At 64.7% G+C, this 17,842-nt stretch carries 14 protein-coding genes; 5 read left to right on the plus strand and 9 right to left on the minus strand.

The features are described 5' to 3' along the window. Positions 1 to 7: 7 nt before the first annotated feature. Positions 8 to 1,399, minus strand: coding sequence for an aminobacteriohopanetriol synthase HpnO (hpnO, locus tag AB5K84_RS32080; protein WP_011085794.1), 1,392 nt, complete (start codon positions 1,397 to 1,399; stop codon positions 8 to 10). A 141-nt stretch (positions 1,400 to 1,540) separates the two neighbouring features. Here hpnO and AB5K84_RS32085 point away from each other — a divergent pair, with 141 nt between their 5' ends. Continuing rightward, the gene (locus AB5K84_RS32085; protein WP_441232711.1) at positions 1,541 to 2,182 is read left to right on the plus strand and encodes a DUF2147 domain-containing protein; all 642 of its coding nucleotides are present in this window, start codon (positions 1,541 to 1,543) and stop codon (positions 2,180 to 2,182) included. On the opposite strand, the gene AB5K84_RS32090 is transcribed toward AB5K84_RS32085, so the two are convergent. Then, the gene (locus AB5K84_RS32090) at positions 2,150 to 4,738 is read right to left on the minus strand and encodes an MMPL family transporter (RefSeq protein WP_011085792.1); all 2,589 of its coding nucleotides are present in this window, start codon (positions 4,736 to 4,738) and stop codon (positions 2,150 to 2,152) included. The genes AB5K84_RS32085 and AB5K84_RS32090 overlap by 33 nt on opposite strands. 451 nt (positions 4,739 to 5,189) lie before the next feature. On the opposite strand from AB5K84_RS32090, the gene ispH reads away from it, so the two are divergent. Further along, positions 5,190 to 6,116 carry a 4-hydroxy-3-methylbut-2-enyl diphosphate reductase gene (ispH, locus tag AB5K84_RS32095; RefSeq protein ID WP_011085791.1) on the plus strand — a complete coding sequence of 309 codons (927 nt, stop codon included), beginning with the start codon at positions 5,190 to 5,192 and terminating at the stop codon, positions 6,114 to 6,116. Between the two features lie 35 nt (positions 6,117 to 6,151). Further along, complete coding sequence (hpnH, locus tag AB5K84_RS32100; protein ID WP_011085790.1) at positions 6,152 to 7,312, plus strand: adenosyl-hopene transferase HpnH; 1,161 nt, start codon at positions 6,152 to 6,154, stop codon at positions 7,310 to 7,312. Between the two features lie 77 nt (positions 7,313 to 7,389). Here hpnH and AB5K84_RS32105 read toward each other — a convergent pair whose 3' ends face one another. The 6 genes from AB5K84_RS32105 to AB5K84_RS32130 form a co-directional block, all read right to left on the minus strand. Continuing rightward, complete coding sequence (locus AB5K84_RS32105; protein ID WP_028172326.1) at positions 7,390 to 8,139, minus strand: phosphorylase; 750 nt, start codon at positions 8,137 to 8,139, stop codon at positions 7,390 to 7,392. Beyond that, positions 8,136 to 10,118 carry a squalene--hopene cyclase gene (shc, locus tag AB5K84_RS32110; protein WP_011085788.1) on the minus strand — a complete coding sequence of 661 codons (1,983 nt, stop codon included), beginning with the start codon at positions 10,116 to 10,118 and terminating at the stop codon, positions 8,136 to 8,138. Before shc ends, AB5K84_RS32105 begins: the two co-directional genes overlap by 4 nt. Before the next feature lie 51 nt (positions 10,119 to 10,169). Further along, positions 10,170 to 11,426: a hydroxysqualene dehydroxylase HpnE gene (gene hpnE / locus AB5K84_RS32115; RefSeq protein WP_011085787.1), complete on the minus strand. Its 1,257-nt coding sequence runs from the start codon at positions 11,424 to 11,426 to the stop codon at positions 10,170 to 10,172. Then, positions 11,426 to 12,265, minus strand: a complete 840-nt coding sequence (gene hpnD, locus AB5K84_RS32120; RefSeq protein ID WP_011085786.1) for a presqualene diphosphate synthase HpnD — start codon at positions 12,263 to 12,265, stop codon at positions 11,426 to 11,428. The genes hpnE and hpnD overlap by 1 nt, the downstream gene beginning before the upstream one ends. Continuing rightward, a complete protein-coding gene (gene hpnC / locus AB5K84_RS32125) occupies positions 12,255 to 13,139 on the minus strand; it encodes a squalene synthase HpnC (protein WP_038965749.1) in 885 nt (294 codons plus the stop codon). The genes hpnD and hpnC overlap by 11 nt, the downstream gene beginning before the upstream one ends. Before the next feature lie 191 nt (positions 13,140 to 13,330). Then, on the minus strand, positions 13,331 to 13,564 hold the full coding sequence (locus AB5K84_RS32130; RefSeq protein ID WP_028172330.1) for a hypothetical protein: 234 nt from the start codon (positions 13,562 to 13,564) through the stop codon (positions 13,331 to 13,333). A 459-nt stretch (positions 13,565 to 14,023) separates the two neighbouring features. Between AB5K84_RS32130 and AB5K84_RS32135 the strand changes: the two genes are divergently transcribed. Continuing rightward, positions 14,024 to 14,521: a hypothetical protein gene (locus tag AB5K84_RS32135; RefSeq protein ID WP_027544089.1), complete on the plus strand. Its 498-nt coding sequence runs from the start codon at positions 14,024 to 14,026 to the stop codon at positions 14,519 to 14,521. Between the two features lie 75 nt (positions 14,522 to 14,596). Next, a complete protein-coding gene (locus AB5K84_RS32140) occupies positions 14,597 to 15,430 on the plus strand; it encodes a hypothetical protein (protein WP_011085782.1) in 834 nt (277 codons plus the stop codon). A 28-nt stretch (positions 15,431 to 15,458) separates the two neighbouring features. On the opposite strand, the gene AB5K84_RS32145 is transcribed toward AB5K84_RS32140, so the two are convergent. After that, positions 15,459 to 17,825: an efflux RND transporter permease subunit gene (locus tag AB5K84_RS32145; protein WP_011085781.1), complete on the minus strand. Its 2,367-nt coding sequence runs from the start codon at positions 17,823 to 17,825 to the stop codon at positions 15,459 to 15,461. Positions 17,826 to 17,842 lie beyond the last annotated feature (17 nt).

A 17,842-nucleotide genomic window follows, 5' to 3' on the forward strand; every position in this document is an offset into this window, starting at 1 on the left:
GGCCCAACTAAGCCGACCTTCTCACCGCGTTGTCCACCAGCGTCTTGCCGAGCGACCAGATCGCACCGGGGACCTTGTGGCTGCCGGCGATGACGTCGTCGAAGGCACGCTCGATCCAGCCGCAGTCTTCCTCGGTGATGGTGAGCGGCGGCAGCAGCTTGATGGTGTGGCTGCCGTGGCCGGCGACCTGGGTGAGGATCTTGTGATCCTTGAACAGCGGCACGGTGATGAGCTGGCAGAACAGGCCCTTGTTGGCGGCCTCCAGCACGTTCCAGGACGCCCGCAGGCGCAGCGACTTCGGCGGGCCGAACTCAACGCCGATCATCAGGCCCTTGCCGCGCACTTCCTTCATCAGCTCGTAGCCGGGCACCATGCGCGTCAGCGCAAGGCGCAGCTCGGCGCCGCGCTTGGCGGCGGACTCGATCAGCTTCTCGGACTCCATGACATCGAGCGTAGCGATGCCCGCGGCCATCGCCAGATCGTTCTTGGAGAAGGTGGAGCCGTGCACCACCGCACGATCCATCTGGTTGAAGATCTTGTCGAAGATGCCCTTGCGCGTCAGCACCGCGCCGACCGGCACGTGGCCGCCCGACAGCGACTTCGACAGCAGCACCATGTCGGGCTCGACGTTCCAGTGCTCGACCGCGAGGAAGCGGCCGGTGCGGCCCATGCCGGTCTGGATCTCGTCGGCTACGAACAGCGTGCCGTATTTCTTGCAGAGTGCGGCCGCACCGGGCAGGAACTCGTCGGTGGGCATGTTGACGCCCTTGCCCTGGATCGGCTCGACGACGAAGGCCGCGACCTCGCGCGAGGCCAGCGCCTTTTCGAGCGCGGCGAGATCGTTGAAGGGGACCGGGGTGCAGCCAGGCAGCAGCGGCTCGAAACCGGTGCGGAAGTTCGAGTCACCCGTCAGCGACAGCGCGCCATAGGTCAGGCCGTGATAGCCGTGGGCGCAATAGACGATGCCGGGACGGCCGGTGGCGCCACGTGCGAACTTGATCGCGGCCTCGACGCATTCCGCTCCGGAATTGGCGAAGAACGCCTTGTCGAGATAGGGAACGTATTTCAGGAGGCGCTCGGCGAGCACGCCGGCGAGCGTCGAGACGTCGAACTGGACGAGGTTGGGCAGGTCGGCATCGAGCACGCTCTTGAGCGCGTCGCGCATGACCGGATGATTGCGCCCGATCGCAAACACGCCAAAGCCGGACAACAGGTCGAGATAGCGCGCCCCGTCGCGGTCGTAGAGGTACTGCCCCTGCCCCTTCTGGAAGCCGACGTCGTAGCCGATGGTCTTGAGAACCCGAACGAACTGCTCGTTCAGATACCGATTATGCAGGGCACTGCGCTGGGCCTGACGGTCCGCGAACAGTTGAGACATGTCTGGATTTGGGCTGTGCATCCGCTACATACTTCGGTTGAGGGCCGTCTCGTCAACTGGAAACGGACCGTTACAGAAAACGGTCTGTGCGGCCTTTTGCCCTTTTTCGGACCATCTTCGCAAGCACAGCTTTAAACCATGTTGCACTGCCAAGGAACACTCATGCGTTTGGCCCTTTACACCGGAATTATACTGGCTGGCGGTTACGCCTGCCTGACTCCTGCTCTCGCCGCCGACCCCACCGGCGACTGGCGGGTCGCCGACGGCGTCGCCAACATCCGTGTCGCCCAATGCAATGGCAGCATGTGGGGCGCGGTTTCCTGGGAAAAGCAGCCTGGCGGCCGTGACGAGAACAACCCGGATGTCTCGAAACAGAACAGGCCGACGCTGGGCATGGCGACCCTGATCGACATGAAGAAGAAGCCCGGCGTCGATCAGTGGGAAGGACAGGTCTACAACGCGAAAGACGGCCAGCTCTACAGCGCGACCATCACTCCGGCCGGTACCGACCAGCTTGAGATCAAGGGCTGCGTGATGGGCTTCCTCTGCGGCGGCGAAACCTGGACCCGGGTCGGACCGCCGATCCCCTTGAGCCCCGCCAACGCCATGGCCAAGGGCGCGCCGAAGCCCACCGGCGCGGCGCCGAAAGCCCAAGGCACTGCACCACCCCAAGGCACGACGGGCGCCACAGCGCCTGCGCCGGCCCCGAAAACCGCCACGGCGGCCAAGCCCGGTCAGAAGGGCGCCGCCGACCCCGTCGGCGACATCTGCCTACTCCCTGAGATTGCGGGGCTTGCCCATTAGGGCCGGCTGGAACAGCAGCACGGCGGCGAGCGTCGTCACCAGTGAGAGCGCCAGCAGCTTGCCCATGCTGGACGTGCCGGGATGGCTCGACAGCCACAGGCTGCCGAATGCCGTCGCCGTCGTCAGCGCGCTGAAGAAGATCGCGCGTGTCAGGCTGGTCTGAAGCAGGTTTGTTCTGCCCGAGCGCCAGGCCACGACATAGTAGATCTTGAAGGCGACGCCGACGCCGAGCAGCAGCGGGAACGCGACGATGTTGGCGAAGTTGAGCGGCAGGCCGATCAGCACGCAGATCTCGAGCGTGACCGCGCCGGCAACCAGGAGCGGCACCAGCGTCATCAGCACGTCCACGAACCGGCGGAGCGTGATCCACAGCAGAAGGCCGATCACCAGCAGTGCGTAGACGCCGGCGTGGATGAACGCCTTCACCACGGTGTCGCCGGATTTCAGGATCGAGACCGGCCCGCCGATCGCGGTCGGCTCGGCAACGAGCACCGCCGCCGCAAATCTGCGCAGCGTGTCGTTGTCGTTGGGATCGCCCTTGGGCAGCGCCTCGACGCGGATGATGCCGTCCTTGCTCTTCCAGGCGCTGACCAGATCGGGCGGCAATGACTTCAGGGTGACCGGCTCGGCCTGCATCGCGTTCCTGAGCTGGTCGAACACGATCTTCATCGGCGTGACGAACACGTCCTGCGCCTTGTTGCGCATGGCCTCGTCGGCATTGGCGAGCTTCTCGAGCGCGTCCGCAAGGCGGCGCGAGGCGACCGCGCCCGGCCCCTTCGCATCGCCGGCGGTCCGGCGCAGATTGTCGACCGAGGATTTCAGCGCATCGACGTTCTCCTTGTCCGACGGCGCGGCATCGATCTGGTCGGGATTGAGCGCGGGGTTCAGCACCTTGGCGCCCTGTGCGATCAGCTTCAGCTTCGGCTGCTGGTCTTGCGGCACGAAGCTGTCGAGCGACATCACGCGCAGCACCTCCGGCACCTTCTCCAGCTTCGCCTCGACCTGCCGTGCCTGCTCCTCGGACGTCGTCATCACGTTGATGGCATTGGCACCGGTGTTGGGATCCTTGCGCAGGTCGAGGAAGGTCGCGATCGATTCGGCCTTCGGGTTGCGCAGGTTCATCGGGTTGAAGTCGAACTTCATGAAATAGAGCAGCGGCAAGCCGGCGAGCGCGAGCAGCAGCGTGCCCCCCACCACCAGCACACGATGCTTCTCCAGGAAGTGATCGAGCGGCGCCAGGAAGGCGTAGCCCACGGGCTCCTTCTCGCCGGGTGGGTTGAGCAGCTTCAGCATTGCCGGCAGAACGGTGATCGAAGAGAGGAAAGCCACCAGCATGCCGACGCCGGCGATCTGGCCGAGCTCCGCGATGCCTTGATAGTCCGTAGGCATGAAGCAAAGGAAGCCTGCCGCGGTCGCCATCGCCGCAAGCGACAGCGGCACCGCAGAGCGCTTCGCTGCCAGCACCAGCGCACCCGAAAGGTCGTTGTGCTTGTAGCGCTCCGAGCGGTAGCGGACGCTGTACTGGATGCCGAAATCGACGCCGAGGCCGACGAACAGCACCGCGAACGCGATCGACAGCAAATTGAACGATCCGACCATCATCAGGCCGGCGGCGGTCGTGATGGCAAGGCCGACGAAGAGATTGACGAACACCGCGAAGATGATCTTCGCCGAGTGCAGCGCCAGCCACAGGATCAGCAGCACGACGAGGACGGTGCCGACGCCGTTGACGACGGCGCCTTCCTGGACGGTGGCATATTCCTCATTGGCGATCGGCACCGGGCCGGTCAGTCGCACCCGCGCCTGGTATTTGGTCGCGAAATCCAGATCCGCCGCAGCCTTGCGGATCGCGTCGGTAGCGCCCTTGCCGGGCTCCAGCGCGTTGTAGTCGAGGATCGGCTTGAACTCGATGAAGGCGCGCTTGTCGGAATCCGACAGCGGCTCGTCGCTGACGAGTTCGCGCCACGAGAAGCTCGCATTGCCCTTGTTGAGCACGGTCTCGACCGTCTGCGCGATCAGGTTGAAAGGCCGCGCGGTATTGTCGAGCTTGACCTGGCCGCGCTTGACGCCGGCAAGTCCCGTCTCCAGCGCGCCGGTCAGGCCGCGGATCGAGGGGTCGCCCGCCATGATCTCGATCAGGGGCGCCGCCGATTCGAACTCGCCGGTGACCTTGGCGACCTCCTCGGTCGGCAGGAACAAGAGGCCGTTCTTCTCGAAGAACTCGCCGGTGCCGAGCTGCTGCATCGACTGGAAGTTGGTCTTGTCGTCCTTCAGCTTGGCAAACAGCGCGTCCGATGCCGCGGTCGCCATTTCCGGCGTCTTTGCCTCGACCACTGCCGTAATCGTCGCGTCGCGGTCGAAGGCGCGGTCGAATTGCTGGTCGCGCTGGCGCCAGTCCAGATTCTGGGCAATCAGCGAGTTGATGTCGGTGTTGATGGCGAAGTGCTTGGACGTGTAATAGCCGGCCCCCACCGCAAGCAGGAGCCCGAGAACGACGACGAGGGAGGCAAACCGGGTACAGGCCCTGACGATGGCAACGACTACGCTTTGCAGCACATCTTTTCTTTCTGGTGTTAACAGCTTGCCGAAAACGCCCGCTGTTTATCGGAGTTCCCGGGCGAAACCTATTGCTGTTTTAAGTGGCTCTCGCCGCAAGAAGGTTCGAGGTAAACGGCGCGGACCGTGGCAAAATCATGCGGGGCGGTCGGTATAGCCGGGGAGTTGAGGCGGGAAAGTGACGAAGGGGTGAGCACAAATGTCGCCATTTTGCTCATCGCAATTTCCATACTATAATACCCGGCGGGGAACCAAAGGTCTATCCGACCTTTCCTTTCTGCCGATTTTTTGACACAAAGTATTGCGCCTCCATGCGCCGGAGCCCCGACGGGGGTGGGTGGCTACCGCGTGCGCGAAACCAATGGTGCGGATATTGCAACTCATTGGTCAGTATCGAGGTGCCGCCGGGAACTTTGAAGCGGATTGGTGCAACTTGCGTGATGGGCGTCCTATGGAAGTTTATCTAGCGCAACCGCGCGGTTTCTGCGCGGGCGTGGTGCGGGCGATCGAGATCGTGGAACGGGCGCTGGAGAAGTTCGGCCCGCCCGTCTACGTGCGCCACGAGATCGTGCACAACAAATACGTGGTCGAGAGCCTGAAGAACAAGGGCGCCATCTTCGTCGAGGAGCTGTCCGAGGTTCCGCCGAAGGCGGTGACCGTTTTCAGCGCCCATGGCGTCGCCCGCAGCGTCGAGGAAGAGGCCGCCGCGCGCGACCTTCCGGTGCTCAATGCCACCTGCCCCCTGGTCACGAAAGTTCACAATCAGGGGAAGCGCTATATCACCAAGGGCCGCACCCTGATCCTGATCGGCCATGCCGGCCACCCCGAGGTCGAGGGCACGATGGGCCAGGTTCCCGCCCCCGTGCTGCTTGTTCAAAGCGTCGAAGAGGTTAACGCCCTCACGCTGCCGGCGGATACGCCAGTGGCCTACATCACCCAGACCACCCTGTCGGTGGACGACACCAGGGACATCATTTCGGCCCTTCAGGCCCGCTTTACAGATATTCAAGGCCCGGATATCCGGGATATCTGCTATGCGACACAGAACCGCCAATCTGCGGTAAGGGACTTGAGCAAGCTGGTCGACGTGATCTTGGTGGTGGGCGCTGCCAATAGCTCGAACTCGAACCGGCTCCGCGAAATCGGCACTGAAGCCGGTGTCGCGAGTTATTTGATTGCCGACGGCAGCGAACTCAATCCGGAGTGGTTGAAAGATGCCAGGACCGTCGGCGTCACGGCCGGCGCCTCGGCGCCCGAGGTACTCGTGGATGACGTGATCGAAGCGATGCGGCGGATCGGACCAGTCAAGGTCCAGGTGCTGCCGGGCCGCGAGGAAAACATCGAATTCCGGCTTCCGGCCGAACTGGCTGCGAGCTGACCCACCCGAATTTCAAGCCCAGAAAGAAACGTGTAATGGCTATCCCCTTCTTCAAGGAAATGCGTATCGGCGGCTATTTGCTCAAGCAGAAACTGCTTGGCCGCAAACGCTATCCGCTCGTGCTGATGCTGGAGCCGCTGTTCCGCTGCAACCTCGCCTGCGTCGGCTGCGGCAAGATCGATTATCCGGATGCGATCCTGAACCGCCGCATGACGGCGCAGGAGTGCTGGGACGCGGCCGACGAATGCGGTGCGCCGATGGTCGCCATTCCCGGCGGCGAGCCGCTGATCCACAAGGAGATCGGCGAGATTGTGCGCGGCCTCGTCGCGCGCAAGAAGTTCGTCTCGCTCTGCACCAACGCGCTGCTGCTCGAGAAGAAGCTCGATTTGTTCGAGCCCTCCCCGTATTTGTTCTTCTCCGTGCATCTCGACGGCCTGAAGGACCATCACGACAAGGCGGTGTCGCAGAAGGGCGTGTTCGACCGCGCCGTCTCCGCGATCAAGGCGGCCAAGGCGCGCGGCTTCACGGTCAACGTCAACGCCACCATCTTCGACGGCCATCCGGCCGAGGAGATCGCGAAGTTCCTCGACCTCACTGTCGAGCTCGGTGTCGGCGTCTCGATGTCGCCGGGCTACGCCTATGAGCGTGCGCCGGACCAGGAGCACTTCCTCAACCGCACCAAGACCAAGAAGCTGTTCCGCGACGTCTTCGCGATGGGCAAGGGCAAGAAGTGGAACTTCATGCATTCCGGCCTGTTCCTCGACTTCCTCGCCGGCAACCAGGAATACGAGTGCACGCCCTGGGGCATGCCCGCGCGCAACATCTTCGGCTGGCAGAAGCCCTGCTATCTGCTCGGTGAAGGCTATGCCAAGACCTTCAAGGAGCTGATGGACACCACCGACTGGGAGACCTACGGCACCGGCAAGTACGAGAAGTGCGCCGACTGTATGGCCCATTGCGGCTACGAGCCGACCGCGGCGACCGCAGCGCTGAACAACCCGCTGAAGGCGATGTGGGTGTCGCTGCGCGGCGTCAAGACCTCTGGCCCGATGGCGCCGGAGATCGACATGAGCAAGCAGCGCCCGGCGCAGTACATCTTCTCGGAGCAGGTCCAGAAGAAGCTCTCCGAGATCCGCAAGGACGAGGCCGCCGCCGCGCAGGAGAAGGCCGCACGGAAGGCCTCGACGGCCGCGTAAGGCGAGAAACAGCACCACGAACAAAAAGGCCCGGTCGCCATCGCGACCGGGCCTTTTCTTTTGTCAGATCGAGACGCTCAGACTGTCTCGGCGACCAACGCCTCGCTGTCGACCAGCTCGGTGCCGATCAGGAAGTCGCGGCAACCGCGCAGGGAGCGCAGCGCGCGGTTGAAGTCGATGCCGGTCGAGACCAGCGCATGCAGCGTCGTCGGGTTGCGCACGATTCCGCGCAGCACGGCCGCGAGGTCGATCTGGCCGTTCGGCTTGATGGCGGCGCGGGCGAGCGCCGGCAGCGCGCGATGGGCGGGGTCGCTGATGACGCGGACCGCGGCAAAGGGCAGCCCCGCCTCGGCGGCGTAGGCGGCCGCGATGTGGCTTTCCATGTCGACGGCGGAGGCGCCGGTCTCCGAATGCAGCGCCGCCTTGCAGGACCGCCCGGTGACCACTTCCTCGGCGCCGGCGAGGCTGCCGCGCACCACGCGGCGGCGCCCTGACGTGAGGCGGTCGATCAGGTCGTCGCCGAGCGATAGGCCAGCGGCCCAACGGGTGTCGCCTGACAGCACCTCGGTCGCCAGCACGACGTCGCCGGAGCGCAGCGTCGGGTCGAGCCCGCCGGCCACGCCGAACGAGATCACGCCGCGAATCGTCTCAGGATCCACCACGGTCAGGAGCGCCCGCAACTGGGTCGGGCTGCTGGACGAGCAGATGACGGCCATTCCGGGGCCCGCCGCGATGCGGGCCTCCTGAACCAGACCGGTCACAATGAGTATTGGCCGCGGATCAATGGCATTGCCCGCGGTAAGATAGTCCCCCGTCCCCAAAGTCACATTCCGACCCCTACCACCCTGCTGTTGGTGTTCCGCAAGTTCCGGTACCGCGCCAGCGCCCACAGCGGGAAGAACTTCGAGTAACCATGATACCGTAGATAGAATACACGGGGAAAGCCTGTGGCGGTGTACCGCTGCTCGTCCCACAGTCCTTTTTCGTTCTGTGTTGCAATCAGGTACTCCACCCCGCGGGCGACGGCCGGGTGATCAACCTCGCCTGCCGCCATCAGGGCAAGCAAGGCCCATGCCGTTTGCGAGGCGGTCGAGGGGGCGGCTTCCCAGCCCTTGTAGTCCAGCCGGTAGCTGACGGCGTCCTCGCCCCAGCCCCCGTCCTTGTTCTGGATCGAGGCCAGCCAGTCGGCGGCTTTCCGAATCATCGGGTCGTCGTGGCGGACGCCGGCCATGTTCAGGGCGCAGAGCACCGACCAGGTTCCATAGATGAAGTTCATGCCCCAGCGGCCGTACCAGGACCCTTCCGGGTGCTGGGTCTTGCGGAGGTAGGCGACCCCGTCGGCCACATGCTTGCTGGTCTTGGCGGTCTCGCCGAGCTGGGCCAGCATCGAGACGCAGCGCGCGGTGACGTCCTCGGTCGGCGGATCTAGCAGCGCGCCATGGTCCGAGAACGGGATGTTGTTCAGGTAATATTCGAGATTGTTGACGTCGAAGGCGGCCCAGCCGCCGTCGTCGCTCTGCATGCCCTCGATCCACTCCCGGCCACGGTCGATCGCGGAATCATAGCCGGTGACGCCGTGCTCCCGGCGCATCCGGTCCATCGACATCACCACGACCGCGGTGTCGTCGAGATCGGGATAGTAGGCATTGTTGTACTGGAACGCCCAGCCGCCCGGGCGCACGTCGGGCCGCTTCACGGCCCAGTCGCCCTTCACCTCGAGCTCCTGCTTCGGGATCAGCCAGTCGAGGCCATGCTTCGCCGCAGGCACCGCCTTGTCGCCGCCGGCCTCCAGCAGCGCGTGGGCGGTCAGCGTCGTATCCCACACCGGCGAGACGCAGGGCTGGCAATAGGCCTCGTCGTCGCCGATCACGAGCAGCTTGTCGATGCCCCGGCGCGTGACCGCGCGCGGCGGATAGTTCTCGTCCTTGCCGAGCGCGTCGTACATCATGACGAGGTTGGCCATCGGCGGATAGATCGCGCCCATGCCGTCCTCGCCGTTGAGCCGCTCCTCGCTGAAGGCGAGCGCGGTGTCGATGGCGCGCTTGCGCAGGCTCTTCGGAAACAGCGGCTCGATGACGCGCAAGATCGCATCGAGCGAACGGAACAGCAGGAACCAGGCCATGCTCTGGTGCGGCGCCTTCGCGGTCATGCCGATCGAGCGCGGATCCTGGAGAAACAGCTCGTCGATGCCGACGCCCTTCGGATTCTTCGCGCGCGGCTTCAGCGCGGCGATCACCATCAGCGGCACCATGGTGGTGCGCGCCCAGTAGGAGATCTTGTTGATGTGGAACGGCGACCAGAACGGCAGCAGCATGATCTCGATCGGCAGCACCGGCACCGCGCGCCAGGTCACGATGCCGAACATCGCGAGCATGAAGCGCGTGAAGACGTTGCTGTGAATAGCGCCGCCGCGGGCGTGGATCGCCTCGCGCGCACGCACCATGTGCGGGGCGTCGATGGAATCCCCGATCATCTTCAGCGCGAAGTACGCCTTCACGCTGGCGCTCATGTCGAACTCGCCGTCATGCACGAGCGGCCAGCCGCCATGGGCGCCCTGCACGCGACGGAGATAATTGCCGATCTTGGCCTCGAGCACGGTGTCGACCGGCTCGGCGAGATAGTGGCGCAACAGAACGTATTCGGCCGGAATCGTGCAGTCGGCCTCGAGCTCGAACACCCAATGGCCGTCGGATTGCTGGAAGCCGAGGACGCCTTGCGTGGCTGACGCAATGCTCGATTCCAAGATCTCCGATTCCGAGATCTTGGATTCCTTGGCTTCGCGGGCGGTCGCGTTCACGGAATCCATCTGGCTCGATTACTCCGATAGTTAATTTGAATTGACCGGGACAAATTCCCGTCAGGGCCGCTGTGCGGCCAGCACCAGATCGGCGGCGCGATCACCGGACCGGACCGATCCCTCGATGGTTGCAGGCAATCCCGTAGCAGTCCAGTCGCCGGCGAGGAACAGGTTTTTCAGCGCGGTAACCGGCCCCGGACGCAGGGCGTTCTGCGCCGGCGTGGCGGCAAAGGTGGCGCGCCGCTCGCGCACGATCTGCCAGGGAGGCAGCTCGCCGGAAACGCCGCCTGCCTCGCAGACGTCGTTCCAGATCGCTTGCGCGAGCTCCTCGCGCGGCATGTCGACGAGACGGTCGCCGTTGCTGATGGTCACGGAAAGCCGGTTCGGGAACGCGAACAGCCATTCCACGATGCCGCCGATCACGCCCAGGATCGGCGGCGAACCCGGCGGCGGCTCAAAACGGAAATGTGCATTCACGATGGCGCGGAATTCGGTCGGCGTCTTCAGGCCCGGCAGCAGGCTGGCGGCGGCACGCGGCGGCACCGCCATCACGACGACATCGCCGTCGGCGAGCTGGATCACGTCCTCGCCGCCGAAATTCAGCGCGCCGGCCTTGCCGTCACTGGTCACGAACGCACGCAGCTCATGGCCGAGCTGAACCGAGTGGCCGCGCTCCTGCAAGAACTTCACGGCGGGCTCGATCAGCACGGCGCTAAGGCCGTCGCGCGCGATCAAGGGACGGCAAGCCTGTCCGCCGGCAAGCAGCGTCTCGCGCACGATCGCGCCGGCGAGCCCGGCCGAGCCCTCGGGCGGATCGACGTTGAGCGCGGCGAGCAGCAGCGGCTGCACCAGGCGCTGATAGAGCACGCCTTCGGTAGGAATGGACTTGCCGACCAGCGTCTCCTCCGAGGCCCAGATCAGCGGCGCCAGCTTGAGATAGTCGGTGAGGCCTGTGTCGGGAACGCGGCGGCTCTCGTCGAGCACCCAGGTCGGCAGCCGGCCGGTGCCGAGATCGATCTGCCAGCGCTGCCCGGTCTTGATATCGACGAAGGGAAACTGCGCGCTTTCAGGACCGACCAGGCCCGCCTCGGTCCCGATCGAGCGCGCATAGGCGCGCGCATGGCTGTTGCCCGACAGCAGCAGATGATTGCCGTTGTCGATGGTGAGGTTGGTTGCGCCGTCGAAATAGGAACGGCAGCGGCCGCCGGCCTGGTGCGTCGCCTCGTGCACGGCGACCTTGAAGCCGGCATTGGCGAGCCGCACGGCGGCGGAGAGGCCGGAAATTCCAGCGCCGATGATGTGAGCTGTGTTTTGCATCAGATGAAAGCGTAACGGAGCAGGATCAGGATGCGTGTGACCTTCGACACACGCACCGGCTCGCGCGGCGCGTTGAAGCCGCGCGCGATCAGGAGGTCCAGAATGGAATGATAGTATTTCGACATGATCCGCGGCGCACGCACGGTGCGGCGCTTGTTGCGGTTCATGATCTCGTCCGACTTCTCGAAATGCACCTTCGCACGCTGCGCCAGCGGCAGGCAGACCTTCGGCAGCGCGCGTTCGGCGATGACGCGGTTCGGGTCGTTGGAGGTGATGCCGGCATGCAGCAGCGCTTCGCGCGGCAGATAGAGCCGGCCGAGGCCGGCGTCCTCGTCGATGTCGCGCAGGATGTTGGTGAGCTGAAGCGCGCGGCCGAGATGATAGGCGAGCTGGATGCCGTCCTCTTCGGGCAGGCCGAACACCCGCACCGACAGCCGCCCCACGGCGCTGGCGACCCGATCGCAATAGAGATCGAGCGTCGCCATGTCGGGCGCGCGGATGTCCTGCGGCACGTCCATCTCCATGCCGTCGACGATGGCCAGGAAATCCTCGCGCTTGAGCCCGAAGGTCTTCACCGAGGCGACGTAGTCCTTCAGCCGCGGCGGCGGATTGCCTTGATAGAGCGCGTCGATGTCGGTGCGCCACGCCTGAAGCGCGGCGAGCCGCTCCTCGCGCGGGCCGTCGGAATCGGCGATGTCGTCGACCTGCCGGCAGAAGCTGTAGATCTGGAACATCGCTTCGCGCTGGTCATGCGGCAGGATGCGCATCGCGGCGTAGAACGAGCTGCCGGATGCGGTCGAGCCATAACTGGCGCCGGGCGAGGTCGCCTCAAGCGTCATGTGCAGTCCCCGGTCTGGAAATGGCCTTGCGTCCGATCGCGCGGCGGCCGACTTCGCCGATCATGCCGGCGAGGCTGAAGGTGAGGAGCTCGAACTTGTTGAGATGCACGCGCTCGCGCAGGGGATCGCGCACCTTGAGCAGGCGCACGATGCGGTCGGCATAGGCCTGGATCACCGCGACGTCGATGCCGAGGCGGAAATCCCGGATCTCCGCAGTTAACGACCTGCCCTCGTCCAGCAGCGCTTCGTTGCGCACGGCGAGCGACTGCAGGCAGGCCAGCATCGCCGGCGGCGACTGGGCAAGGCCGAGCTGCTCGACCGAGGCGCCGCTCGCGGCCAGCGCATCGCGCGGCAGATAGACGCGGTTGAGCTCGCGAAAATCCTTGCCGCAATCCTGGAGGTGGTTGTTGATCTGGAGCGCCGCGCAAAGCGCGTCCGACGCGGCCCAGGTCGAGGTGCTCTCGCCGTGGACGTCGAGCATGAAACGGCCGACCGGCATCGCCGAGTAACGGCAATAGTGGATCACCTCGTCCCAGTTCTCGTAGCGCAGCTTGGTGACGTCCATGCGGAAGGCGATGAGCACGTCGAGCGCGTGGCGCGGCGCCATGCCGCGCTCGGCCAGCGCGCGCCGCAAGACGACGGCTTCGGCCTGGGTGTCGCCCTTGCCGAGCAGTTCCGCCTCGAGCAGGTCGAGATAGGCGAGCTTCTGGTCGCCTGGCAGCGTCGCGTGGTCGGCGATGTCGTCGGCAGTACGGACGAAATTGTAATACGCCAGGATCAGCGCGCGATGACGCGGATGAATGATCCAGGACGCGACGGGAAAATTCTCGTCGCGGTCACCCTTGCCGGATCGCAATTCGCTCGCAGAGGTCATCGAGGGCTGGTTTACAATCGTTTGGACAGGAAGAGCTTTTTCGCTCGCGCGGGCTCGTGCCGGCGATGCCGCCGCGGCCCCCATATAGGGGAATACGGCCGCAAAACCAATCCTGTCTCTCGAAGGCTGCCCTGCGGATCCGGCCTGAAAAAGGCGGCCCCGGGGCCGCCCTTGTGGGCCAGTGGCCGAGCTTACTGGTTGTGGTTCTTCAGAACTTGGTCGCAGGCCTGCGAGATCTTGGTCCGGTTCTCCTTCAGGCAGGCCAGGATGGTGAAATCGCCCTGATCGATGACCGGACGGCAGAACTTCTGCACATCGCGCGTGCAGGCCTTCTGCTCGGAGTCCGTGCCACGCCCTTGCTGGGCAAATGCCGCCGTGGAAAGGGACGCCGACAGCAGGGTGAGAGCGACGAGAAGCTTACGCATTGTATTCCTTCATTCTGACGGCAGAATCGCACCAATCCCGGACAGCACAGGGCGGACGACCGGAACGGAATGTTCTGATGGCAAGTCGCCGCGAAGCGTGCGGCCTCGGAGAAGGCACAAGCACTGGCAAATGCGGCCAAATTGGCGCCACATCCACCAAATCAGGTCTTCCCTGCGCCTTCATTGGCAGATGTAAGGGGTTGATACTACGTCATAATTCAGGCGGTCCGCATTTTACTGCACGCCTGTTGCAGAGCTGCATCGCTCAGCCCCTCCGTTTCGGCCGGAAACATGCCAAAACCCGGGAAATCGCAGCCGCCGGGCATGGCGCAAGGCCTCATGAACCGCCATCTCTGGCGGCCAGGCTTTGAACCTGACACGGGCTCGAAGCACTAAACCTTCGATGTGGCGAGACGTCCCGATCTTGAGCGGACGTCGTTCCAAAACGGGATATTTGTGATGAAATTCTTTGGGCGATCTGGACTGGCAATCAAGGCGGCCGGCATCGGGGCTGCGCTGCTCTTCTCGGTTTCGGCAAGCCACGCACAGTCGTCCGGACCGTTTGCCGGTTTTGACGGCGCGTGGACCGGCACCGGCACGGTGTCGCTGTCCGACGGTTCCACCGAGCGCATCCGCTGCAAGGCCGACTACAAGGTCGCCGGCAGCGGTCTCAACCTGAAGCAGGCGCTGCACTGCGCGTCCGACAGCTACAAGTTCGACCTCACCAGCGACGTGACGAGCCAGGGCGACCGCATCTCCGGCAACTGGAGCGAGGCCAGCCGCAACATCTTCGGCAATCTCCAGGGCACCGCCGGCGGCGGCCAGATCGAGGTGTTCGTCGAGGCCAACGGCTTCGCCGCCAACCTGTCGCTGCGCACCAACGGCACCAAGCAGACGGTGCAGATCAGCTCCAAGGGCGAGATCCGCGGCGTCAACATCACGATGACGAAGGGCTGACGCCCTTCCCGCGTCGAGAGGAACACGCCCCCGGTTCTCGCGAGCCGGGGGCTTTTTGCTGACATTGTTGCGGATATGGACCCAATTCGCAGACATCTGCTCAAGGCCGCCGGCCTTATCGTCGCCAGTCGCGCCTTCGCAAATGACCAGCAGGGAACGAGCATGCAGCCTTCGTCCGTGAAACCACGTCACGTGCTCTGCTTCCTCGGCAAGGACGACAGCCTGCTGCAGCCACCGAAGGCGGTGGCCAGGACGATCGCGGATTTCAACTTCGAGATCGACCGCACGTATTCGCAAGCCAAGCCCGATCCGCACATGGAGCGGTCGTTCGGCGTGTGCTGGGACCGTGTCTTTCCCAATGCATGGTCTGCCGCCGACGAAGCAGCCGTGGCCAACCACAAATCGGTGCTCTACGTGCTGAGCCCGCCGATGGACAAGCAGAAGACGGTCGCCTATTCGGCAGCGGCCTTGCGTATCGTCGAGGAGATGATCGAGGCCGGTGCCACCGCCGTGAAGGGCGAAAGCGCAGGCGTTGCCCACGGGCTTGCGCGATGGCGCAGTCTCGCCGATCAGGCACGCACAGGCGCAAAGACCAGCGAGGGCCTTGGCATGACGCTCGCCCTCGCGAAGGCCTGTCGTCTTGCCTTCGCCAAGCGCCCGCTCGGCGGCGATCGCTATTACGAGACCGTCGGCTATCACCTCCTCGGTTTGCCGGAGGTCTATGTCGCGAAATCGCGCGGCAACGAATGGTCCGCAGTGATGCTCATGGAGGAGATCGCAAACGCGATGGCCGAGCGCGGCATCGACGCGACGCTGCGCGATCGCAAGCTTACGCTCTCGCGGGAACAGGACTACGCCGAGGACGACTTCAAGTTCAACCCGTACGGCATCATTAGCATCGAAGCCTGAGCGCAGGGCAGCGTTCGCCGCCCCGCGCTTAGATTGCGCGCTTGTCCGCGCCCTGAAGCTTGGCGTGCAGGTTGATCAGCCACATCGCCGTCGGCCGCAGGATGAAGAGGTCGGCGACCAGGGCCATGACCATCGAGAAGGCGCTGAGCCAGCCGAACAGCCGCAGCGACGGCAGGTCGGAGAACACGGTGACGACGAGGCCGCAGGCCAGCACCACCGTGGTCAGGATCAGTGCCGGTCCGACCAGCACGGTCGCCCGCTCCACCGCGAGCGCCGAGCCGACGCCCGGCTTGCTCTCCAGCCTCAAGCGATTGAGGAAGTGGATGGTGGCGCTCAAGCCCAGGCCGAACGAGACGGTGAGCGCGACGACGCTGGCGAATTGCAGGCCCTCGCCCATCGCCCACAGCACCGTTCCCGACATCACGACAGGGAAGATGCCCGGCAGGATGCAGGCGAACATCACCACCCAGGAGCGGAAGGCGAGGCCGATGAAGATCGCGACCAGCGCGAATTCGACGGTGAGTCCGCGGTTCAGCTTCTCGATCATGCTGGCGGAATTGCGCGCCGCGATGGCGGCAAGGCCCGTCACCGCGACCTCGTAGCCGGGATGCTTCTTGCGGACGGCGTCGAGCTCGGAATCGAGCTTGTCCACGATCGGCAGGAGTTGGCTGGAATCCTTGTCCGGCACGCGGCCTGCGACCACGACCGCATCCTGCTCGGCGTCGATGAACCGCCGCACCAGATGCTCGGGAATGACGCCGATATATTCCTTCAGCGTCGCAACGTCGGCGCTGCCGGCCTTTTCCGCGAGCCAGCGGCGCAGGGTCTCGACCGACCAGACGTTGCCGACACCGGCCGCCTTCTCCACGGTCGCATGCACGTCGGCGATCGTCTGCAGCGTCTCCGGCGAATAGAGCGATTCACCCTTGGGGAACTGGACCAGCACGTTGACCGGGTTGGCGCCGGTGAGCTTGGCGTCGAGCCGGTCGCTGGCGGCGACCGCCTGGCGCTTGTCCGGCACCTGGTCGGCAAGCCGGTAGCGGGGCTCCAGATTGGCGTAGATGACGCCGAGGCCGCCGACGAACAGCACCGCGATCAGGCTGAACAGGCCTGGCCGGCCGACCATGCGCACCGCGATCCAGTAGCAGAAATTGCGTAGCGCCTGGACGCCGGCGTCCGCCCCCTGGAACTTGACCGCGAAGACCTTCTCGTTGCGCACGAACAGCACGCCGAACACCGGCACCAGCGACAGCACCGCGACCAGCGCGATGATGGTGGCGGCGAGCCCCGCCTCGCCGAACTTGCGGATCAGGTCGGAGCTGGAGAACTGGAGCGCGATGAAGGAAATACCGGCGGTGCCGTGCGTCAGCACGCAGGCGGGTCCCACCACCAGCACGGCGTTCTTGAACGCGGTGAACTTGTCCTGGCCCGCGATCAGCCTGTCGCGCGCGGCGAAAGTCAGCTGCATCGAGTCCGAGAAGCTGATGACCATGATGAGCGGCGTCATCACGTTCAGGAACATGTTGAGATTGAAGTTCGCCCAGCCCAGCGCGCCGAGCGCCAACAGGATCGCGATCATCGGCGGGAACGCGGCCGCGATCATGAACGAGATCTTGCGGAAGAAGATGATGGCGATGACGCAGCCGGCGAGAATGCCGAGGATGTTGTAGGTCAGCCCGTCGCGCTCGACCGCGTTGCGGATCTCGAGCTGCATCACCGGCACGCCGGAGAGCTGCACGTTGAGCCCGGTGTCGCCGAGATCCTCCTTCATCAGCGCGCGGATGTCGGCGACGGTCTTGGTCAGCTTGCTGGAGGCGACCACCTCCGGATCGAGCGACAGCACGATCAGGGCCAGCGTGCCGTCCTCCGACAACAACTTGCCGCGGATGATCTCGTTGTTCTTGACGGTCTCGATGAACTTGTCATAGGCCGCGCCCTCGGGCAGCTCGGGCGGGAACAGCGCCGCCGGCAGCTTGCCCGGCGCCGGTGCCTGACGCGCCGAGAACAGCGAGACGAGGCCACGCGTGCCCTCGACCAGCTGCATGTCGGTGATGAAGTCGCGCAGCTTCTCGAGGTTGTTCCGAGCCAGGAGGTTCTTGCCTTCGACCACGACGAGGACGTCGAACTCCTCGGCCGGAAACTTCTTCGTCACCTCTTCGTACTGGTGGAATTCGCGGGTGTCGGAGCGGAACAGCTGCGACAGCGAATCGTCGATCTTGATCCGGTGGATGCCGAAAACGGCGCCCACGATCAGGACGAGCAGGACGATGCAGGAGACGATCGGCGCCCGGACGGCGATCAGCCCGATGCGCTCCAACCCGAAGGCGATGGAGGACGCGGGTCCCTGCTCGACCTTGTCGACATGAACCTCACTCTCGCTGTGCTTTTCGAGCATGCCTTATCCAGTTCCTA

The organism is Bradyrhizobium sp. 1200_D9_N1_1, from assembly GCF_052075915.1.
In the GTDB taxonomy this organism is placed as follows: domain Bacteria; phylum Pseudomonadota; class Alphaproteobacteria; order Rhizobiales; family Xanthobacteraceae; genus Bradyrhizobium; species Bradyrhizobium diazoefficiens.